The sequence below is a fragment of the Burkholderia sp. MBR-1 genome (assembly GCF_013822785.1).
GTDB classification, from domain to species: Bacteria; Pseudomonadota; Gammaproteobacteria; order Burkholderiales; family Burkholderiaceae; genus Burkholderia; species Burkholderia vietnamiensis.
Genome location: NZ_CP053609.1, coordinates 75,551 through 96,263, shown reverse-complemented (window position 1 = coordinate 96,263; position 20,713 = coordinate 75,551). Strand labels below are relative to the sequence as shown.

Below are 20,713 nucleotides of genomic sequence, written 5' to 3'. Positions count from 1 at the left end.
CACCGGGCGGCCCCGATCGGGCGTCTCGCGCGAGACGCTCGCAACCGGCCGTCCCACCGCGGCCAATGGCGCAACATCATGGCTCTAGCTAAACGCATCATCCCCTGCCTGGACGTGACTGCCGGGCGTGTCGTCAAGGGCGTCAACTTCGTCGAGCTGCGCGATGCCGGCGATCCCGTCGAAATCGCGCGCCGCTACGACGAGCAGGGCGCCGACGAACTGACGTTCCTCGACATCACCGCGACCTCCGACCAGCGCGACCTGATCCTGCCGATCATCGAAGCGGTCGCGTCGCAGGTGTTCATTCCGCTGACCGTCGGCGGCGGCGTGCGCGCCGTCGAGGACGTGCGGCGCCTGCTGAACGCGGGTGCGGACAAGGTCAGCATGAATTCGTCGGCCGTCGCCAATCCGCAGCTCGTGCGCGACGCGGCCGACAAGTACGGCTCGCAGTGCATCGTCGTCGCGATCGACGCGAAGCGCGTGTCCGCGCCTAACGAAGCGCCGCGCTGGGAAGTCTTCACGCACGGCGGCCGCAAGGCCACCGGCCTCGACGCGATCGAATGGGCGCGCAAGATGGCGGAGCTCGGCGCGGGCGAGATCCTGCTCACGAGCATGGACCGCGACGGCACGAAGTCGGGCTTCGACCTCGCGCTCACGCGCGCGGTGTCGGACGCGGTGCCGGTGCCGGTGATCGCGTCGGGCGGTGTCGGCTGCCTGCAGGATCTCGCGGACGGCATCAAGCAAGGCCACGCCGACGCGGTGCTGGCGGCGAGCATCTTCCACTATGGCGAGCACACGGTCGGCGAGGCGAAGCACTTCATGGCCGACCAGGGCATCGCGGTGAGGCTGTGATGACGACCGACACGCAATCCCTGCCTGCATGGCTGGACAAGGTCCGCTGGGACGACAACGGCCTCGTGCCGGTGATCGCGCAGGAAGCGGCGACCAACGACGTGCTGATGTTCGCGTGGATGAACCGCGAAGCGCTGGCGAAGACGATCGAGACGCAGCGGGCCGTCTACTATTCGCGCTCGCGCAAGCGCCTGTGGTTCAAGGGCGAGGAGTCGGGCCACGTGCAGCACGTGCACGAGGTGCGGCTCGACTGCGACGAGGACGTCGTGCTGCTGAAGGTCGAGCAGGTGTCGGGCATCGCCTGCCACACCGGCCGGCATTCATGCTTCTTCCAGAAATTCGAAGGCACCGTCGAGAACGGCGACTGGGTCGCGGTCGAGCCGGTGCTGAAAGACCCCGAACACATCTACAAATGACGCAATCGACCGAAGACACGCTGCTGCGCCTCGCGGCCGTGATCGATAGCCGCAAGGGCGGCGACCCCGAGCAATCTTATGTATCGCGCCTGTTCCACAAGGGCGACGACGCGGTGCTGAAGAAGATCGGCGAAGAGGCGACCGAAGTCGTGCTGGCCGCGAAGGACGTGCGCCAGGGCGGCGCGCCGACGGCGCTGGTCGGCGAAGTGGCCGATCTGTGGTTCCACTGCCTCGTGATGCTGTCGCATTTCGACCTGAGCCCGGCCGACGTGATCGCCGAGCTGGAGCGTCGCGAAGGCCTGTCGGGCATCGAGGAAAAGGCGCTGCGCAAGCGCCGCGAGCGCGAGGCGAACGGCGGCTGACGGCGGCTGACGATTCGCGGCGTGCCGCGCATGCAGCCGTGCGGTAAGCTGTAAGAATTGTCATCTGACGGGGGTAGCATCATGACCGATACGCCGAGCCAGTTTCCGACACCGTCGGTGCCGGACGCAGCGCAAGCCGAGCGACTGAACGGCCTGCGCACGTTGACGCACGTGCTGTACGGCCTCTACGCGTTTCATTGGCTGACCGGCGGCGTGACCGGCATCATCGCGATCATCATCAACTACGTGAAGCGCGACGACGTGGCCGGCACGCCGTACGCCGATCACTTCGAGTGGCAGATCCGCACGTTCTGGCGCGCGCTCATCGCGTACGTGATCGGCTTCGCGCTGATGTTTGTCGTGGTGGGGTTTGCCGTCATGTTTGTCACGTGGATCTGGACGCTGTACCGTATCATCAAAGGTTGGCTGTACCTGAACGACAACAAGACGCTCGATCCGCAGGCCTGGCTCTGACGGTGCGCGGGCGTTTCGCAGGAGCAACATGAGTCACGATCCGAATTGCCTGTTCTGCAAGATCGCGGCGGGCGAGATCCCGAGCACGAAAGTGCACGAGGACGACGAATTCGTCGCGTTCCGCGACATCCGCCCGGCAGCCGACACACACGTGCTGGTGATTCCGCGCCGACACCTGCCGACGCTGTCGGCGGCGAGCGAAGCCGATGCGCCGATGCTCGGCCGGCTGATGCTGCTGGTCGCGCGTCTGGCCGATCAGCTGGGCGTCGCGTACACGGGCGGCGAGACGGGGTTTCGCACGGTGATCAATACGGGCCCGGGCGGCGGGCAGGAGGTCTACCACCTGCACGCGCACATTCTGGCCGGCCCGCGCCCGTGGCAGCGGATGGGTTGACGTCGCGGGGCGTTTTCCCCGCATCGATAGTCGAAGCCGGCGCGCCGCCGGCGATTTGTGCCGCGACGCGGCGTGGTTGAGGAGAGGTTTGATCATGGGTGGATTGAGCATTTGGCACTGGCTGATCGTGCTGCTGATCGTCGCGCTGGTTTTCGGTACCAAGAAGCTGCGCAATATCGGCAACGACCTCGGTAGCGCCGTGAAGGGTTTCAAGGACGGCATGAAGGAAGGCGAAACGCCGGCCGACGCGCAGCAACTGCCGCGCACGGGCACGGTCGACGTCAACGCGAAGGAAACGACGCGTTCCGACTCGAACAAGGCGTAACGCCGGCACGCTGACAGGCATTCGCGATGCTGGATCTCGGTCTTTCGAAGATGGCGCTGATCGGCGTCGTCGCACTCGTGGTGCTCGGCCCCGAGCGCCTGCCGCGCGTCGCACGCACGGCGGGCGCGCTGTTCGGCCGCGCGCAGCGGTACATCAACGACGTGAAGGCCGAGGTCTCGCGCGAAATCGAACTCGACGCGCTGCGGACGATGAAGACCGATTTCGAGGCGGCCGCGCGCAATGTCGAGACGACCATTCACGACAACCTGCGCGAGCACGAGAAGGAGCTGAACGACACGTGGAATTCCGCGGTCGGCGGCCTTCATGAAGGCTCGGTCGATGCCGGCACGTCGGGCAGCGATTCGCCCGCCGCGCCGTCGTCGTGGCGCGCCAGCACGATCGCGCTGGCGCGCAAGCGCCGCAACTGGCGTGTGAAGCAGGCGAGCATGCCGGTCTGGTACAAGCGCGCGACGGCCCGCCGCACGCACGTGCAGTCGGGCGCCGCGCGAGTCGCGCGCCATCAGCCGGCCAGCCTGCGCCGGCCGACGCGTTTCTTCTGAGCCGAGCGCATGCTCGCTCGTCAATCCTACCGAGGGCCGGCGTGAGCGACCCGCAGCAGAATCCGGGCGACGCCCCGGAAGAAACCTTCATTTCCCATCTCGTCGAGCTTCGCGATCGCATCATTCGCGCGGGGCTGGCCGTGATCGTCGTGTTCCTCGGGCTCGTGTACTGGGCGCCCGACATCTTCCGGCTGCTCGCGCGGCCGCTGATGGAGAACCTGCCGAAGGGCGGCAGGATGATCGTCACCGACGTCACCGGGTCGTTCTTCGTGCCGATGAAGGTCACGATGCTCGTCGCGCTCGTGATCGCGCTGCCGATCGTGCTGTACCAGATCTGGGCGTTCGTCGCGCCGGGCCTGTACCAGCACGAGAAGAAGCTCGTCGTGCCGCTCGTCGGCAGCAGCTACGTGCTGTTCCTGTGCGGGATGGCGTTCGCGTACTTCCTCGTGTTCCCGACCATCTTCCGCGTGATGGCGCACTACAACGCGCCGCTCGGCGCCGAGATGTCGACCGATATCGACAACTATCTGAGCTTCGTGCTCGGGATGTTCATCGCGTTCGGCGTCACGTTCGAGGTGCCGATCGTCGTCGTGCTGCTCGTGCGGATGGGCGTGCTGTCGCTGCAGAAGCTGAAGGAAATGCGGCCGTACGTGATCGTCGGCGCCTTCGTCGTCTCGGCGGTCGTCACGCCGCCGGACGTGTTCTCGCAGCTGATGCTCGCGCTGCCGCTCGTCGTGCTGTTCGAGATCGGGCTGCTGGCCGCGCGATTCTTCGTGCCGAAGCCCGGCGAGGAACCGGAAGCGGAAAACGGTACGGCCACCTGAGCCGCGGCGCGGGCGCCAAGCGCCCGCCGAATGCGGTTTCAGGACGACGAATCCACGTCGATACAAAGCAAAAAGGGCAGCCAATGGCTGCCCTTCGTCGTTTACCGCTGCTGCGGGCCGCAGGCTGCGACCCGCCAGCGCGCGTTCATTCGCTGTCGCTGTCCTGCTCGTCGACGGTCTGCTTCGGCGGCGGCGGGCGCTTGCCGATCACGACGTTCACGTCGAACTCCTTGCCCTTGCGCACCACGTGCACCTTGGTCGCCGTGCCGGGCTTGATCTGCGCGACGGTATTCAGCAGCTTGGTCGTGTCGGTGATGTCGTCGCCGTTCACGCTGACCAGGATGTCGCCCGGCTTGATGCCGGCCTTGTCGGCCGGGCCGCCCTGCAGCACGCCCGCGACGATCGCGCCCGACTTCTGCTGGAGCCCGAACGATTCGGCGATCTCCGGCGTGACGTCCTGCGGCTCGACGCCGATCCAGCCCCGCGTGACCGAGCCGGTCGTGATGATGCTTTCGAGCACCGTGCGGGCCGTCGACACGGGGATCGCGAAGCCGATGCCGAGCGAGCCGCCCGAGCGCGAGTAGATCGCGGTGTTGATGCCGAGCAGGTTGCCGTTCACGTCGACGAGCGCGCCGCCCGAGTTGCCGGGGTTGATCGGCGCGTCGGTCTGGATGAAGTTTTCGAACGTGTTGATGCCGAGGTGATTGCGGCCGAGCGCGCTGATGATGCCCATCGTGACCGTCTGGCCGACGCCGAACGGGTTGCCGATCGCCAGCACGACGTCGCCGACGCGCGAGCGGTCCGAACGGCCGAGCGTGATGGTCGGCAGGTCCGTCATGTTGATCTTCAGCACGGCGAGATCGGTTTCCGGATCGCTGCCGATCACCTTCGCGGTGGCCGTGCGGCCGTCGGCGAGCGCGACTTCGATCTGGTCGGCACCATCGACGACGTGCTGGTTCGTTAGAATGTAACCTTCCGGGCTCACGATAACGCCGGAGCCGAGGTTGGCGGCCGGTTCGTCCTGCTGCTTGCGGGCGTTGTTGCGATCGCCGAAGAAATAGCGGAACAGCGGATCCTTCGCGCGCGGATCGGGCGGCAACGAGCCGTCCTTGCTGGAGAACACGTTGACGACGGCGGGCATCGCCTTTTGCGCGGCTTCCGCGTACGACGTGGTCGCCGGACCGCCGCCGATGCCCGGCGCAACTTCCCGCAGCGCGACGATCGGCGTGGCGAGCTGCTTGCCGAGCTGTCCTTGCCGTTGCAGCCATTGCGGCTTGAGCGTCACGACGATGAACATCAGCGCGAGCAGTACGGTGACCGCCTGCGCGAAGAACAGCCAGAAGCGTCTAAGCATCTGAATGGATTAGAGGTTTATATGGATCGGATCGAACTTGAATTGTACTTGAACAATACCCTTGAAACCGCGCGCTTCAAGGACTATTGCCCGAACGGCCTCCAGGTCGAGGGGCGGCGCAAGATCGAGAAGATCGCCACCGGCGTGACGGCCTCGGTCGCCTTGCTCGAAGCCGCGCTCGAATGGGGCGCCGACGCCGTGCTGGTCCATCACGGCTACTTCTGGCGCAACGAGGCGCCGCAGATCACCGGCCGCAAGTACCGGCGGCTGAAGCTGCTGCTCGCGAACGACCTGAACCTGTTCGCGTTCCACCTGCCGCTCGACGCGCACCCGCTGTTCGGCAACAACGCGCAGCTCGGCGAGAAGCTCGGGCTGATCGGCGACCAGCGTTTCGGCGACGGCGAGCTCGGCTGGATGGCCACGCTGCCGATGCCCGTCACGCTCGAGCACTTCGTCGCGAAGGTCGAGAACACGCTCGGACGCACGCCGCTCGTGCTCGGCGATTCCGACATGCAGGTGCGCCGTGTCGCGTGGTGCACCGGCGGCGCGCAGAGCTATTTCGACGCGGCGATCGACGCGGGCGCCGACGTGTTCCTGACCGGCGAGGTGTCGGAATCGACCACGCACGCGGCCGCCGAGAGCGGCGTCGCGTTCGTTGCGGCGGGGCACCATGCGACCGAGCGCTACGGCGTCCAGGCGCTGGGCCGCCACTTGTCGGAGGAATTCGATATCGAGCACCTTTTTATCGATATTCATAATCCGGTTTGAATCGCGGATTTTGCGGCGGTGCATCGAATTTTCACAATGAAGCAGGCGCTTAAAAGTGAAATGATTTAATTGCTCCGATAGTGGGGGAAAACCCTTAACTATCAATTACTTCGAAGGGATTTTCGTCTCCGGGCCTTGTAAATGGCGACTCCATTCGCGCACACTAGCGGCGGAATGCAAAGTCGTGACGGAAAATCCAACTCAGAAGTGGGGCGTGTGATGCGAGACAAGGAAGACAAACGCGTCGACAGCGGCCGCCGTACCTGGCTGATTGCGACATCCGTAGCAGGTGGCGTGGGAGGCGTAGCCACCGTCATACCTTTCGCGGCGTCGCTTGCGCCGTCCGCGAAAGCGAAAGCGGCCGGCGCGCCGGTCGAGGTCGACATCAGCAACCTGAAGCCCGGCGAGATGGTCACCGTGCCGTGGCGCGGCAAGCCGGTGTGGATCCTGAACCGCACCGACGACATGCTGGCCGACGTCGTCAAGGCCGACAAGGAAGTGGCCGACCCGACCTCGAAATCCCCCTATTCGATGCCGCTGCCCGCGTATTGTGCGAACGAGTATCGCGCGCGGGCCGATCGCAAGAACATTCTCGTCGTGATGGCCGTGTGTACGCACCTCGGCTGCACGCCAAGCCAACGCTTCACGCCCGGTCCGCAGCCGAACCTGCCGGACGACTGGCCGGGCGGCTTCCTCTGCCCGTGTCACGGTTCGACCTACGACCTCGCCGGCCGCGTGTTCAAGAACAAGCCGGCGCCTCAGAATCTCGACATCCCGCCCTATATGTTCACGTCGGCGACGACCCTCGTGATCGGCAAGGACGAGAAAGGAGAAGCGTGATGGCTGCCGACAACAACGAAGTGTCCACGACAGGTGTCACCGGCTGGATCGACCAGCGCTTCCCGCTCACGTCCACCTGGAAGAAGCACGTTTCCGAGTACTACGCGCCGAAGAACTTCAACTTCTGGTACTTCTTCGGCTCGCTCGCGCTGCTGGTGCTCGTCAACCAGATCGTCACGGGCATCTTCCTGACGATGAACTACAAGCCCGACTCGATGCTGGCGTTCGCGTCGGTCGAGTACATCATGCGTGAAGTGCCGTGGGGCTGGCTGATCCGCTACATGCACTCGACCGGCGCGTCGATGTTCTTCGTCGTCGTGTACCTGCACATGTTCCGCGGGCTGATGTACGGGTCGTATCGCAAGCCGCGCGAGCTCGTGTGGATCTTCGGCTGCGCGATCTTCCTGTGCCTGATGGCCGAGGCGTTCTTCGGCTATCTGCTGCCGTGGGGCCAGATGTCGTTCTGGGGCGCGCAGGTGATCGTGAACCTGTTCTCGGCGATCCCGTTCGTCGGCCCGGACCTGTCGCTGTGGATCCGCGGCGATTATGTGGTGTCCGACGTCACGCTGAACCGCTTCTTCGCATTCCACGTGATTGCGATTCCGCTCGTGCTGGTGGGCCTCGTCGTCGCGCACCTCGTCGCGCTGCATGAGGTCGGGTCCAACAATCCGGACGGCATCGAGATCAAGGCGAAGAAGGACGAAAACGGCATTCCGCTCGACGGCATCCCGTTCCATCCGTATTACTCGGTGCACGATTTCTTCGGCGTCTGCGTGTTCCTGATGGTGTTCGCGCTGATCGTGTTCTTCGCGCCGGAGATGGGCGGCTACTTCCTGGAGTCGAACAACTTCGTCCCCGCGAACCCGCTGCAGACGCCGCCGGAGATCGCGCCGGTCTGGTACTTCACCGCGTTCTACGCGATGCTGCGCGCGACCACCGACCCGTTCAAGATCGTGCTGATGATCGTGATCGCGCTGCTCGGCGTGCTCGCGCTGGTGCGCGCGCGCGGCAAGTGGAAGCTCGGCCTGCCGGTGCTGGCCGCGGCGATCGTCGTGTTCATGTTCCTGACCGAATCGAAGTTCTGGGGCGTCGTCGTGATGGGCTCGGCGGTGATCACGCTGTTCTTCCTGCCGTGGCTCGACCGCAGCCCGGTGAAGTCGATCCGCTACCGGCCGCTGTTCCACAAGGTGTTCCTCGGGATCTTCGTCGCGGCGTTCCTGACGCTGGCGTTCCTCGGCACGCGGCCGCCGTCGCCGGCTGCAACGCTGATTGCGCAGGGCTGTGCGCTGATCTACTTCGCGTTCTTCCTCGGCATGCCGGTCTGGACGCCGCTTGGCACGTTCAAGCAGCCGCCGGAACGGGTGCGCTTCAAGCCCCATTAACGTGAGCGAGGAGAGAACGACATGAAGAAACTGCTTTCGACGCTCGCGCTGATCGGTGCGACGGCCGTGGCGCTGCTTGCGGCGCCGGCCGTGCGCGCGGAAGGTAATTTTCCGCTCGACCGGGCGCCCGATAACACGGAAAATCTCGTTTCGCTTCAGCACGGCGCGCAATTGTTTGTAAACTATTGCCTGAACTGCCACAGCGCGAACCTGATGCGCTACAACCGTCTGACGGATCTGGGCATATCCCAGAAGGAGATCGAAAAGAATCTCCTGTTCACGACCGACAAGGTCGGGAACACGATGTCCGTCGCGATGCGGCCCGAAGACGCGAAGAACTGGCTCGGCACCATGCCGCCCGACCTGTCTGTCGAGGAGCGGGCGCGCGGCCGCGACTGGCTGTATACGTATCTGCGCAGTTTCTACCGCGACGATACGCGGCCGACCGGCTGGAACAACGCGGTGTTCGAGAACGTCGGCATGCCCCATGTGTTGTGGCAGCTGCAGGGGCAGCGCACTGCCAAATTCGAAGACAAGACGAACGAGGAGACGGGCGAGAAGGTCCATACGCTCGTCGGCTTCCAGCAAGTCACACCGGGGACACTGTCGTCGCCGGATTATGATGCTGCGGTGGCCGACCTGGTGGCGTATATGACGTGGATGTCCGAGCCGGCTCAGCAGACCCGCAAACGCCTCGGCGTGTGGGTGCTGATCTTTCTCGGCGTCCTGACTTTCCTGGCCTGGCGGCTCAATGCCGCGTATTGGAAAGATATCAAGTAAACACGCCTGACCGGCGTGGGGCCGGCGCAAGGCGGAACCCGTGAAAGGGGTTGCGCCGCGTGCCGGCCCTCGGCTTTTTTGAGGAAACGCAAATATGATGGTTCTGTATTCCGGCACAACTTGCCCGTTCTCCCAGCGTTGCCGGCTGGTGCTGTTCGAGAAGGGCATGGACTTCGAAATTCGTGACGTCGACCTGTTCAACAAGCCGGAAGACATCTCGGTGATGAACCCGTACGGTCAGGTGCCGATTCTGGTCGAGCGCGATCTGATCCTGTACGAATCGAACATCATCAACGAATACATCGACGAGCGCTTCCCGCATCCGCAACTGATGCCGGCCGACCCGGTGCAGCGCGCACGCGCGCGCCTGTTCCTGCTGAACTTCGAGAAGGAGCTGTTCGTTCACGTCAGCACGCTCGAGAACGAGAAGGGCAAGGCAGCGGAGAAGAATCACGAGAAGGCGCGTCTTGCGATCCGCGATCGCCTGACGCAGCTTGCGCCGATCTTCGTGAAGAACAAGTACATGCTCGGCGAGGAGTTCTCGATGCTCGACGTCGCGATCGCGCCGCTGCTGTGGCGTCTGGATCACTACGGCATCGAGCTGTCGAAGAACGCTGCGCCGCTGATGAAGTATGCCGAGCGGATCTTCAGCCGTCCCGCGTATATCGAAGCACTGACGCCGTCCGAAAAGGTCATGCGTCGCTGATGGTGCAATGAGTGCATGACGGAGCGGGCGGCGCGGCGTGCCGCGTGCCCGCTCCGGGTTCGAGGATTGTGATGCAAGAGATTTCAACGAAGCCTTATCTGTTGCGCGCGCTTTACGAGTGGTGCACCGATAACGGATACACGCCGCATATCGCGGTGAGGGTCGACCAGTCGACGCGCGTGCCGCGCCAGTTCGTGCGTGACGGCGAGATCGTGCTCAACATCAGCTTCGAGGCCACGAGCCAGTTGCAGATGGGTAACGAGTGGATCGAGTTCACCGCCCGGTTTTCCGGGAAGGCGCACAAGATCGAGATTCCGGTGGCCAACGTGCTCGCGATCTATGCGCGGGAAAACGGGCAGGGGATGGCGTTCCAGGTCGATGCGGTGGCGGGCGAGGGCGAGGATTCGGGCGTGGCCGAAGACGAGGGCACGCCGAGCGACGACGCTGCGTCGCCGTTGACGCCGGTCGCTGAAAGCGGGGCGAACGAGGAGCCGTCCGAAGGCGCCGACGAGCCGCCGAACACCGACGGCGACGGCTCGAAAGGCGGTAGCAGACCTCGCCTCAAGATCGTGAAATGAGGTAGAATCGCGGGCTTACGCCGGCTTAGCTCATCTGGTAGAGCAGTTGATTTGTAATCATCAGGTGGCGGGTTCGAGTCCTGCAGCCGGCACCAATTACCTATCCAAGGGCGTCCTTGGAAATCTTGAAACCCGTGATAGCATAAGGCTTCGCGGGTTTTTTTATTCCGATGTTGTCTAACGGTGCCCGCTAGAATCCGGGGGCATGTGGGGGCACTACCGGGGGAATTTTTGCTTCACGGTAATGCCCCCGCGAAAAATGCCCCCTGGCGTTGTAAGGTAGGTGCCTTATGCCGTTGACTGACATTGCTGTTCGCAAAGCCTCTCCCCGTGAAAAGCCGTACCGCCTTGCTGATGGCGGCGGCATGTACCTTGAGATTTCACCGTCCGGCGGGAAATACTGGCGGCTCAAATACCGTTTTCTGGGCAAAGAGAAGCGGCTAGCGTTGGGTGTTTATCCGGATGTTTCGTTAGCGGTTGCTCGGGAGAAGCGTGACGACGCCCGGAAGAAACTTGCGGCTGGTGTCGATCCTGGCGAAGCGAAGAAGGCTGATAAGCGGGCCGCCCTTTTGGCCGCGACCAATTCTTTCGAGGCGGTTGCACTTGGCTGGATGGAGGAACTCAAGCCGTATGTCACGGCTGGGTCGATGGCGAAGACCAAGGCTCGTTTCGAGAAGGATGTTTTCCCGTGGATCGGCAAACGACCGGTAGCGGAAATCGATGCGCCTGAAGTGCTGACGGTCCTTAAGCGGATCGACAGTCGTGGTGCCCGTTTCACGGCTCACAAGGTCCGTGGTGAGATCAGTCGCGCATTCCGCTATGGAATCAAAGAAGGCTATTGTAAGTTTGACCCGGCTCGCGATTTAGTTAATGCCATTCCACCGGCGCAGACAACGCACTTCGCTTCGATTACCGAGCCAGCGAAGGTTGGTGCCATGCTTCGGGCATTCGACGGGTTTTCCGGTACGTTTCCTGTCCTTTGTGCGCTCAAGCTTGCGCCCATGTTGTTTACTCGACCTGGCGAGTTGCGCAAGGCCGAATGGGCTCAGTTTGATCTCGATAAGGGCGAGTGGCGATACCTTGTCACGAAGACCAAAACTGAGCATCTGGTTCCGCTCGCAGCCCAAGCTGTTCAGATTTTGCGAGAGCTTCAGGCACTCACCGGCAATGGGCGTTATGTCTTTCCGGGCGCTCGTTCGGCTCAGCGCCCGATGAGCGATGCCGCGATCAATGCTGCTCTTCGGCGCTTGGGCTACGACACCCGAACCGAAATCACGGGCCATGGTTTCCGAGCGATGGCTCGCACGATTCTTCATGAAGAGCTGGAGCAGAAACCCGAGGTGATCGAGCATCAGCTTGCCCATGCTGTTCCCGATACGCTTGGGAAAGCCTATAACCGCACAAAGTTCATTAAGGAACGTAAAGTCATGATGCAGATATGGGCAGATTATCTGGACAAACTGAAAGAAGGGGCTGACGCGGTACAGCTTGGTGGCGAAGCAGCTTGAGAGGATGGGGGGATGTATGCCGGATGTGATTGTTGTTCTGCCCGAAGGTGATTTGATCGAGTGGCGTGCATTTGCTCGTGCAATTTCTGAGGCTGTCCACCCGATGATCGAGGTGGGTGCAATAGGTATGCAGTGCATCATAGGAAAGCGCGCTTGGGCAGTTTTGCCAGACGATGTACCGGTGCCTTCAATGCCAGCAGCGAGTTCGACAAAGACGCGGTTCATTCCTGTAAAACGGTATTGGTCAGAATCGCCCGAAAACGCTCAAACAACGATTGAACTCCCGGAAGAACTGCATCCAAGCACGTACGTGGGTGGGCGTGCAGTGCATGCCACGGCTATGGCCAAGGAGCGGTCAGTTGTTGACCTGAAAGAGGGGCAGATTTATGACAAGGCAAACCAAGCAAAGTGCGGAAATTCGGATACGGAGATCAGCCTACGGACATACGGTATCCCGAGCAGATTATCGGTGGAGGAACACCGCTTGCTTGAGGGGATTCTGGGTGATTTGCCGACTTTGACGTGGCCCTTGCCAAAAGGGCGGGATGATGAGTTTCTTCTGGCTTTTTGTCAGCACGCCAAGACTGCTGGGCTTAACTGGGTGCCTGATCTCGTCAATGAGCAAGTAGTACTACAACGTCAAGACGCGCACAGCGCCCGTAGGGAGGTGGAGCTTGCGGAAGCCGTAAGAGACGGTCGACTCAGTGCCTGCGATGCCGATCGTCATCGTGTTAATTCCCTGGAGCTTGAGGCTTATATTCCTCGGCAGGCTGCAATTGCTTATCTGGGTAGCTTGCAAATCTCGGTGAAAGAAGTTTCCGATGACGAAGCGGAACTGAGATCGAAAGTAAAAGCCTACTACCTGCAAGGTCATACCGCGAAGGTGACAGCGGAGAAGTTCGGCATCAAGCCTCGTAAGATAAGTCAGTGGGCGCAAAAGTTTGGCTGGCCCAAGAAGGGTTCGCGGGGGCGACCTACGAAAGAAAAGCATGCAACGCTAGAAAATGCATTTTCCCGGAAGAGATGAAAATTCGTTGAAAATTCCCCTGCGTTCGGCAATGTCTATCAGCATCTGAGCAAGCCTATGGTTACAACACGATGTAAATAGAACGATGTCCACCGATGCGGCGTTGGCCGTAACCCGGTGGGCGGGCTTCGATGATCCGTCTGCCTTTATTCAGGAGGGTCTCGATGACCAAGCTAGTCCCGGGCGCCAATCAGGTGCGTCCCATACCCCGCCGCTGCGGCACGTCTATCGACGTGAACTCCGTAGCTCACCAGCCCAACACGTCGTTGCGCGTTCTCCGAGTCAAGGATCTGGTTTCGCGTATCGGCTTGTCCCGCGCGACGCTGTATGTGCTCATGGGCACCGACTCGACGTTTCCGCGCAAGATCGCGCTGACCCAGCGCACGGTGGGATTTTACGAGCACGAGGTTGATGCATGGCTGGCCTCGCGTGCTCAACTGAGCGCTGCGGCGTAATGGGTGGGGCGAACGTGGCTAAGAAAATGTCCCCCGAAATTGACAAGGTCGATGTCGATGCCCTGAAGAAGGCCATTGGTGCACTGGAGTCCTCCAAGGCCAAGCGCGAGCGTGAGCGCGAAGCATTGTTCGCGGGTTTGTACGATGTGATCCTCGGCCGACTCGATCGCGATGTATCGAAGCGCCAGATTTTGGATCAGCTCGCCGAGTATGGTCTGCCGCTCACCTACGATCAATTCGATAATCTGCTTGCAGCAGAAGCAACGCGCCGTGGTGATCCGGTGCCGGACTATACTGCCAAGAAATCGAAGAAAACGGAGGGCGCGTGATGAATGCCTCCGCCTACGCGGGCGGGGGCATTATGCCCTTGCCGTTCCAACAGGGCTTTTTCCCGCAATATCTCCGTGTTCCTCAGTCCGGTTCCAGCGCTCCGTCGATCTGGCAGGCGATCCAAGCATTGACTCCGGGCTTGTACCGAGCGGCTTGCGAATGCCATGCCATCCATGGGGCTGGCTACGGTGCTATTTTGGCCAACACCCTGGGCAAGGTATCTTTCGCGGCTTCCGGCAACGCTCGTATCCGAGATCGAAGTGGCCGGGCTACGCCGCTCAGTCTGCACATCCAGTTCGCCGGCGCTCGTTTGAGTGGCAAGTCGGCGGCCCATGATCGACTCAATGCGCCGATTGTCGAGGCTATGAAAGGCTGGGAAAAGCGATGGCTGTTCGACAACGTGCGGCCCCCGACGCTGCTGCGCAAGATTCGTGCAGGCTCGGTTCTGACCATGTTCAGCATGCCCGAAGGCCGCGGCTATCTGGCCGGTCCGCTAAGCCGCTCTTTCCAAGACTTGAGCGACCTATATGACAGTAATGTGCCGTCGTTCGACCGCGCCGATGACGACGATGATGCGCTTGTCGAGCATGCCGTGGATAGCGCGATTTTTGTCACCTGCGTCAATGTGCAGGACGACGCGCATCGTAAGTGGCTCGATCGGTATGCTCAGGACGCGATGGCGTCAGGCTACCTGTTCCGGCTCCTCATGATCGAAACCGATGAGCTTGCGATCGAAGGGGCAGGTGGGCAGCAGCCAGAGTATGCGCTTCTCGATTACGACCAGCGGATCGTCGAGCTGATCGCAAGTGCACGGCACAAGCTCCAGTCGATGTCGGCGAGTCAACTGCCCGAGATCGAGGTGGAGTCGGGAGCCGAGCAGATCCTGCGACAAGCACAGGGGCGCTTTCGATTCATGGCGAGCGCTGTACTGTCGCCGCGCGACGCGACGGTATTTGTCGTTCGTCTGGTCGCTAACGCTCGTCGGATTGCCGGGTGCATGCACGTTTTCGAGCGCTATCCCGGCCCAGTATTGCCCGACACGATGACTCGGGCGGTGACAATTGCGGAATACTTCGGGGCGAGCTGGCTGGCGACGGTTTTCCCGCCGAAGGCGCCGCCGGAAGAGGTGCTGCGTGGCCAGCGTTTACTGGATGTGCTCTGCAACCAGGCGCGACAATCTGGGATGCAGTCGCTAAGTTGGCGCGAAGCTGACATCGTGGCGCTGGCCCCCAATTTTGGGTGGAGTCGCGCGCAGATGAAATCGGCAATCACGTCGATCTGCGGGGCCGGATTCGCTCAGGTTGTGCCGCGTATCGAGCATGGTCGCCGGGTTATCAAGCTTGAACTGATAATGCCGCAAGCAGGCTATTTGCCTGGCGGCTACGGTGACTTGACGGATCTGGTTTGAGCGTTCTATACGCCCCATCCGCCGTCAGACGGATGGGGTTCTTTCTCACTGCATGTCGCAGCTATGCTGCGCAGAAATTCGATCATCTGATTGACCGTGTACCATCATGACCTCGCCAAAATCGGTCGCAATGCCGGCATACCGAATCGATGACAAATTCCGCCGCCACATCGCCCGCTGCCTGAATTTTCTTGCGCCGATTGAGGGCGCGACATACGCTGATCTAGACGCACTCACGAATCTCGATCGTTTCATCTGGGCGATGCTACAAACCACTGACGATCCGTTCCAGATCCGGGTCGTGAAACGCACGTGGCGCGAGCCGGTCATTGATACGCCCGGGCCACCCTATACTGTTCCAGTCATAGGGTTTCCAAAGACCGCGTCCCCGAATGTGTCGAACCCGGCTGCACGTAAATTGGCAGATCAAATACAGCAGTTTTCCAACCGTAGCGCATTCCCTTCTCCTACACACTCTGCGGTCAACCAGTTGCTCTTCGCGCCGCATATTCGGCTGTTGCTGGATCTGTTCGACCGGCATCCCATCCGGGACTACATTGGCCGCGGGCTAGATCTCAATCGAATTGTCTCTCAAGGAAGGATCCGGGCTGAAATTTATAACGATTTTGTTGCGCGATTCCGGCAAGAAATGCGGGCCAGGAACCTGATGCGGCGCGAGCTGCATAATTGGAATCTGGGTAGCGACGAGAACGTTCCAAACCTGAATTCATACCTTGACGGCCTGTTCGCGAAGCACGGCACTTTGACGGTACAGCACTTCTCGTTATTCCACGCTTGGACACGTTCTAATCTCGTCCTAGCCACTGTCGAGGGCCAGCACAATGATCTTCGGGGACTGCGAGCATGCCGGGCGAAGTTCTTCGATTGCATGAGACGGAAGCCGGCCCTGTTCACCGAAGATCCAGGGTACGTATGGTCGATCCTCCCGACGCTGGATGGCGGGTATGCCCTACATCTCACATTGCTGTTTAGTACCGTTGCCTTGCACAAGGTACTCGACGACAAACGGGTAGAAGCCACGCAGGCCCGTACCGCCCTTCAGGATCACGCTGACCAGGTGGGAGTGTACTGGGTAGAGAGGGCAACCGGAGGGCTGGGATGCTATCAGCGAGGCGACAAAATCGTCGGCTTCTACGGTCCGGATTGGGTGGATGGCGAGGTGCGTGCCGATGATCTGGCGGGGCGTCAAAGGCTCACTGAAACGCTTGGCTATCTGGCCAGGCGTCGGGCTTTGGTGCGTCTGAAAAATGAGCCGAAAGGTCCGTACTTTGGCATGCCCAATCGCCAATCGTGACGCCTATCCCGACCCGCCGTTGCGGCAGCGATCATGGACTGACACGGCTAGCACGCATAGCTTATTCGCTCGGAAATCAATATCCAAAGTGGCTAACATATTGATTTGTAAAAACATCTGATCGTGATAAAACCAGCGGACGGCAAGTGCCGAAACTGCGACATGCGGGGTATCGAAGGAAGCTGGTGCATTAGGATTTGCAGAATTCGGCGCAGATTTTGTGCAAAAAAATTGCTGTCCGTGCGTATACGCGATGACGTCGCATATCGGAACCGTTCTGCAGAAATTTCTCGACTGGTTTCTGCGTAGCGATCCCCTCACAGATCAACCGTATGCCGCTCGGCAGGGTTCCAACGATCTTGCCTAAATTCGCACAGCCGCGTTCTTCGGACATGCGCTTGTCGCTATGCGCTGCACTGATCCCGAGTCTCTTTCGACATGCATCAGTCCAGTCATGCCCGTCTCGTTGACGGTATGGGAATTGATGGCTGGGATCGGCTGGAGCGTGTTCGATCGGTGATGTCTCTGTAAATTTTTACAGGCTGCATAAGTCTGTATGCGGGCAAGTAAAAGTGTTTCCTACGATTTCCGCGCTATCGAACTTTCTGTTCGTAGGCAACGCTCGTCTTTGTAAATGTCTTGCCTATTGCTTCCTATGTAATAGAAATATTTATCAACTATTAACCACAAGCAATCTATCTGATACGTGACTCAGCATGAACAAGCAAACTCATACCCCTATTAAGCGCGCATATCGATCACACAAGATCATCGAAACAGCAAAGAGACCAGCAACGACGCTATCGAAGCGTCCGTCGAGCAAGGCATCGTCTCTCGGACAGGATGCACATAGTCCAATCGTGACAGTAACCGATAATGCAAGCCATGATACGAATCCAGGCTCTGTATTGGCGGTTCAAGATGAACACGACAGATCGATCACCGGATCTTTGCAGAATATTGAGGGGTTCGTACAGGCCATCGAGAAAACAGATCAGACTGGATTCACGATTGAGACGAATCGGCAAGGTGGCCAGAAGGCTACTAGGTGTTGGGCGCAAAGTAATAATGAGCCACTTCGCGCGAAGTAAATCTAAGCCACCTTTCAGTACAGTCAGCCTTTTGCGCGCAAAGGCTGGCGATGCTCCAGAAGGAACAGTGGATGCAAATCCATGTGCTCAAAGCCCAAGGCGTATCGGAGCGCGAGATCGCGCGGCGCCTGGGCATTTCTCGCAACACGGTGGCGCGGTACCTGTCGGCTGAGGAAGTGCCGCGCTACAAGCCGCGTGAACCGCGGCCAACCAAGCTCGGAGCGTTCGAGGCGTACATCATCGAGCGCATGAGGGCCGCAGCACCGGAGATCATCGCAGCGCCGGCGCTGCTGCGCGAGTTGCGGGCGCGCGGCTACGAGGGCCAACTGCGAAGCCTGCAGGCTTTCATGAACACGCATAAGCCCATGCCGAAGCCCGATCCAGTCGTAAGGTTCGAGACCGAGCCCGGTCGGCAGATGCAGTGCGATTTCGTTGTCTTCCGACGAGGCACCGACCCGCTTTACGCCTTCACCGCCACGCTCGGCTTCAGTCGTTGGCGCTGGGCACACTTCACCACCGATGAACGCGCCGAGACGCTGGTTGCCTGTCATCATGCGCTGTTCGAAGCCTTGGGTGGCATTCCTCGCGAGATCCTTTACGACAACGCCAAGACCATCGTTGTCGAACGCGATGCTTATGGCGACGGCCAACATCGCTGGCACGCCGGCCTGCTCGATCTGGCCAAGCGGTACGGCTTCCTGCCCAGATTGTGCCAACCGTACCGCGCGCAGACCAAGGGCAAGGTCGAGCGATTCCACCGCTATCTGCGCGGCAATTTCTATGTGCCGCTGGCAAGCCAGCTTAAACAATCCGGCTTGATGCTCGATGCCGCGACTGCGAACGTCGAGGTGAGTAAATGGCTGCGCGACGTGGCCAACCAGCGCGTGCATCCGGTTACCGGGCAGGCACCCGCGATTCTGTTGGAGCAACGAGAACGGGCTTGCTTGCTCGATATGCCTGGCTACACATTGCCCCGATTGCCGGCTCGCGCCGTCGCTCGGCCGCGCGTTGATCCCGCGATGTCGATCCAGCACCCGTTGTCCGTCTACCAGCAATTACTGACCGAGGTGCGCGCATGAACTTGCAGCAGGAACGCATCGACGGGCACTGCCAAAGCCTGAAGCTCGAGGGACTCATGCACCGATACGTCGCTCTGGCCAGCGACGCGGCGGCCAAGCAATGGAGTTTCCTCGACTTCCTCGAGAACGCGCTCGCGCACGAACGAGAGACGAGGCAAGTTCGTTCGCGGCAAACACTGGTGCGCATGGCCGGGTTTCCCGCCATCAAGACACTGGATGACTACGACTACAGCTTCGCCGTCGGGGTCCCGCGCGAGGCAATCGACGAGCTTGCCACGCTACGCTTCATCGAGCGAGGCGAGAACGCCGTGTTGCTTGGTCCGTCGGGCGTGGGCAAGACGCACCTCGCGATCGCCATCGGATATGCAGCGACGCAGGCCGGCATCAAGACGAAGTTCATCACGGCGGCGGATCTGATGTTACAGCTCGAGGCTGCACGCCGACAGGAGCGATACGACGCCGTTCTTCGGCACAACATTCTCGGCCCGAGGCTGCTCATCGTCGATGAGATCGGCTATCTACCGCTCTCGGGCGATCAGGCCAGTCACTTCTTCCAGATCGTCGCCAAGCGCTACGAGCGTGGCTCGATGATCCTGACCAGCAACCTGCCGTTTGCGCAGTGGGACGAAACCTTCGGCGGCAACACCACCCTCACTGCAGCGATGCTCGACCGCATCCTCCACCATGCCCACATCATCCAGATCAAAGGAGACAGCTACAGACTGAAACAGCAACGCAAAGCCGGGCACGTCCCGACATCGAAGAAGTAACGACTGGCTCAGTTTTACTTTGCGCGATCAGGCGCGAAGTGGCTCAGATTTCAAATGCGTTTGACACTAGGCTTGCTCTCGCTTCGAGTTTCCATCGGCACATGGGAGACATGCTGACTGCTGTGCGTCCTGGATGCTGGTACGCCCCTCCGATTCAAGCGTTCTTCGATGTCTGCTCCGATATGGGAGTCATCGGTGATTCAAGTTTTCACACGTCTCAGCCGGAAGGCTTGTATGGCTGTACAGGAAAGACGCATGCCGACATCTTCAATGAACTGATCGACCGCGTAAGGAAGCGTTGCCAAACGCACGAATACCGGAAACAGATGAGCAACCGAGAAACAAACTCACGACGCAACATCGAGACAGGTCTGGAATTTGAGCGAGAGATGTTCAAGTGGCGTTCTCGGCATCTGATTCTCAGTTTGACGCTCGGCATCAAGCCAGAGTATCGAGACAGTGTGACGCTCGATGACATGCGCAGGTTCCGTGGCCGTTTTCTCAAAGATCGTCGCATGAACGCTTTGTTACGGGGGATCAACGGCTATATCTGGAAGATTGAATTCGGTGAACTTTCCGGGTTGCACATGCACGTCATCATCTTCTACACGTCCGCATCACGGTGCGATATTTACTTCGCAAGGATGCTTGGCGAGTATTGGGAGCATGGGGTGACGAAGGGCATCGGATCGTACTGGAACAGCAATGCGCAGAAAGACTTTCACCGTAAGCATGGTCACGGCGTAGGAACAGGTCAGATCAATGATGGATCACCGGAGCAAATTTCGCTGCGCAAGAACATCGAGTACCTTGCCAAGGCCGATCAATACCTGCTCGAAAAGGGCAATGTGAACGTTCGCGTCTTTGGCACGAGTCAGGTTCCGAAGAGGCTGGCATCGGGTCGCCCTCGCACATCTACAGCGTGTGCTGGCAACGTTGCTAATCCGGCTAATAGAGCCGGGGAGGTGCAATGTGCGGAGCGACTTCCCTGGGAGTAGTAGAAAGGGGCTGTTTAAATTCGAGTGGGTGGCGAGGCTTGCGCGGTGGAGCGGAGCGCTCGACGCTTTGGTTCGGATTTCCCCACCCTTAACCCCGCCCCCAAGTTCTTGTCGCCG

General features: G+C 60.6%; 24 protein-coding genes and 1 tRNA gene. 24 read left to right on the top strand and 1 reads right to left on the bottom strand.

The window, feature by feature from the left end; all coding sequences use genetic code 11:
* Window positions 1-78: 78 nt before the first annotated feature.
* From hisF to tatC, 8 genes are all read left to right on the top strand, one after another.
* Window positions 79-852, top strand: a complete 774-nt coding sequence (gene hisF / locus MBR110_RS00425; protein WP_011883058.1) for an imidazole glycerol phosphate synthase subunit HisF — start codon at window positions 79-81, stop codon at window positions 850-852.
* The gene (gene hisI, locus MBR110_RS00420; protein ID WP_011883059.1) at window positions 852-1,268 is read left to right on the top strand and encodes a phosphoribosyl-AMP cyclohydrolase; all 417 of its coding nucleotides are present in this window, start codon (window positions 852-854) and stop codon (window positions 1,266-1,268) included. Before hisF ends, hisI begins: the two co-directional genes overlap by 1 nt.
* Window positions 1,265-1,630 carry a phosphoribosyl-ATP diphosphatase gene (locus MBR110_RS00415; protein ID WP_011883060.1) on the top strand — a complete coding sequence of 122 codons (366 nt, stop codon included), beginning with the start codon at window positions 1,265-1,267 and terminating at the stop codon, window positions 1,628-1,630. The genes hisI and MBR110_RS00415 overlap by 4 nt, the downstream gene beginning before the upstream one ends.
* Before the next feature lie 81 nt (window positions 1,631-1,711).
* Window positions 1,712-2,104, top strand: coding sequence for a DUF4870 family protein (locus MBR110_RS00410; RefSeq protein ID WP_011883061.1), 393 nt, complete (start codon window positions 1,712-1,714; stop codon window positions 2,102-2,104).
* A gap of 28 nt (window positions 2,105-2,132) precedes the next feature.
* Window positions 2,133-2,498 carry a histidine triad nucleotide-binding protein gene (locus MBR110_RS00405; RefSeq protein ID WP_011546602.1) on the top strand — a complete coding sequence of 122 codons (366 nt, stop codon included), beginning with the start codon at window positions 2,133-2,135 and terminating at the stop codon, window positions 2,496-2,498.
* Between the two features lie 94 nt (window positions 2,499-2,592).
* Window positions 2,593-2,823, top strand: coding sequence for a Sec-independent protein translocase subunit TatA (tatA, locus tag MBR110_RS00400; protein WP_006751795.1), 231 nt, complete (start codon window positions 2,593-2,595; stop codon window positions 2,821-2,823).
* Between the two features lie 26 nt (window positions 2,824-2,849).
* Window positions 2,850-3,383 carry a Sec-independent protein translocase protein TatB gene (gene tatB, locus MBR110_RS00395; RefSeq protein WP_011883063.1) on the top strand — a complete coding sequence of 178 codons (534 nt, stop codon included), beginning with the start codon at window positions 2,850-2,852 and terminating at the stop codon, window positions 3,381-3,383.
* A gap of 41 nt (window positions 3,384-3,424) precedes the next feature.
* Window positions 3,425-4,207 (top strand): twin-arginine translocase subunit TatC, encoded by a 783-nt coding sequence (tatC, locus tag MBR110_RS00390; RefSeq protein ID WP_011883064.1) that lies wholly within the window; start codon window positions 3,425-3,427, stop codon window positions 4,205-4,207.
* Between the two features lie 145 nt (window positions 4,208-4,352).
* Here the strand turns inward: tatC and MBR110_RS00385 are convergent, their stop codons facing one another.
* Window positions 4,353-5,561, bottom strand: a complete 1,209-nt coding sequence (locus MBR110_RS00385) for a Do family serine endopeptidase (RefSeq protein WP_011883065.1) — start codon at window positions 5,559-5,561, stop codon at window positions 4,353-4,355.
* Between the two features lie 21 nt (window positions 5,562-5,582).
* Here MBR110_RS00385 and MBR110_RS00380 point away from each other — a divergent pair, with 21 nt between their 5' ends.
* The 16 genes from MBR110_RS00380 (at window position 5,583) to MBR110_RS00305 (ending at window position 20,596) form a co-directional block, all read left to right on the top strand.
* Window positions 5,583-6,329, top strand: coding sequence for a Nif3-like dinuclear metal center hexameric protein (locus MBR110_RS00380; RefSeq protein WP_011883066.1), 747 nt, complete (start codon window positions 5,583-5,585; stop codon window positions 6,327-6,329).
* 219 nt (window positions 6,330-6,548) lie between these two features.
* Window positions 6,549-7,169: a ubiquinol-cytochrome c reductase iron-sulfur subunit gene (gene petA / locus MBR110_RS00375; protein WP_011883067.1), complete on the top strand. Its 621-nt coding sequence runs from the start codon at window positions 6,549-6,551 to the stop codon at window positions 7,167-7,169.
* The gene (locus MBR110_RS00370; RefSeq protein ID WP_011883068.1) at window positions 7,169-8,551 is read left to right on the top strand and encodes a cytochrome b; all 1,383 of its coding nucleotides are present in this window, start codon (window positions 7,169-7,171) and stop codon (window positions 8,549-8,551) included. The genes petA and MBR110_RS00370 overlap by 1 nt, the downstream gene beginning before the upstream one ends.
* Before the next feature lie 21 nt (window positions 8,552-8,572).
* Window positions 8,573-9,331 (top strand): cytochrome c1, encoded by a 759-nt coding sequence (locus MBR110_RS00365; protein WP_011883069.1) that lies wholly within the window; start codon window positions 8,573-8,575, stop codon window positions 9,329-9,331.
* 94 nt (window positions 9,332-9,425) lie between these two features.
* Window positions 9,426-10,037 carry a glutathione S-transferase N-terminal domain-containing protein gene (locus MBR110_RS00360; protein ID WP_006400565.1) on the top strand — a complete coding sequence of 204 codons (612 nt, stop codon included), beginning with the start codon at window positions 9,426-9,428 and terminating at the stop codon, window positions 10,035-10,037.
* A gap of 71 nt (window positions 10,038-10,108) precedes the next feature.
* The gene (locus tag MBR110_RS00355; RefSeq protein WP_011883070.1) at window positions 10,109-10,615 is read left to right on the top strand and encodes a ClpXP protease specificity-enhancing factor; all 507 of its coding nucleotides are present in this window, start codon (window positions 10,109-10,111) and stop codon (window positions 10,613-10,615) included.
* Window positions 10,616-10,634: 19 nt separating this feature from the next.
* Window positions 10,635-10,710 (top strand) — tRNA-Thr (locus MBR110_RS00350).
* Between the two features lie 195 nt (window positions 10,711-10,905).
* Window positions 10,906-12,123, top strand: coding sequence for a tyrosine-type recombinase/integrase (locus tag MBR110_RS00345; protein ID WP_176315611.1), 1,218 nt, complete (start codon window positions 10,906-10,908; stop codon window positions 12,121-12,123).
* A 16-nt stretch (window positions 12,124-12,139) separates the two neighbouring features.
* Window positions 12,140-13,150, top strand: a complete 1,011-nt coding sequence (locus MBR110_RS00340) for a hypothetical protein (RefSeq protein ID WP_181709122.1) — start codon at window positions 12,140-12,142, stop codon at window positions 13,148-13,150.
* Between the two features lie 164 nt (window positions 13,151-13,314).
* Complete coding sequence (locus MBR110_RS00335; RefSeq protein ID WP_181709121.1) at window positions 13,315-13,605, top strand: helix-turn-helix transcriptional regulator; 291 nt, start codon at window positions 13,315-13,317, stop codon at window positions 13,603-13,605.
* 26 nt (window positions 13,606-13,631) lie between these two features.
* A complete protein-coding gene (locus MBR110_RS00330) occupies window positions 13,632-13,934 on the top strand; it encodes a hypothetical protein (RefSeq protein ID WP_258569959.1) in 303 nt (100 codons plus the stop codon).
* Window positions 13,934-15,343, top strand: a complete 1,410-nt coding sequence (locus MBR110_RS00325; protein ID WP_181709120.1) for a DUF3987 domain-containing protein — start codon at window positions 13,934-13,936, stop codon at window positions 15,341-15,343. Before MBR110_RS00330 ends, MBR110_RS00325 begins: the two co-directional genes overlap by 1 nt.
* A gap of 106 nt (window positions 15,344-15,449) precedes the next feature.
* Complete coding sequence (locus MBR110_RS00320; RefSeq protein ID WP_181709119.1) at window positions 15,450-16,658, top strand: hypothetical protein; 1,209 nt, start codon at window positions 15,450-15,452, stop codon at window positions 16,656-16,658.
* Window positions 16,659-17,799: 1,141 nt separating this feature from the next.
* Complete coding sequence (gene istA / locus MBR110_RS00315; RefSeq protein WP_041494180.1) at window positions 17,800-18,828, top strand: IS21 family transposase; 1,029 nt, start codon at window positions 17,800-17,802, stop codon at window positions 18,826-18,828.
* On the top strand, window positions 18,825-19,598 hold the full coding sequence (gene istB, locus MBR110_RS00310; protein ID WP_011881749.1) for an IS21-like element ISBcen13 family helper ATPase IstB: 774 nt from the start codon (window positions 18,825-18,827) through the stop codon (window positions 19,596-19,598). Before istA ends, istB begins: the two co-directional genes overlap by 4 nt.
* A 101-nt stretch (window positions 19,599-19,699) precedes the next feature.
* Complete coding sequence (locus tag MBR110_RS00305; protein WP_181709118.1) at window positions 19,700-20,596, top strand: inovirus-type Gp2 protein; 897 nt, start codon at window positions 19,700-19,702, stop codon at window positions 20,594-20,596.
* Window positions 20,597-20,713: the final 117 nt, after the last annotated feature.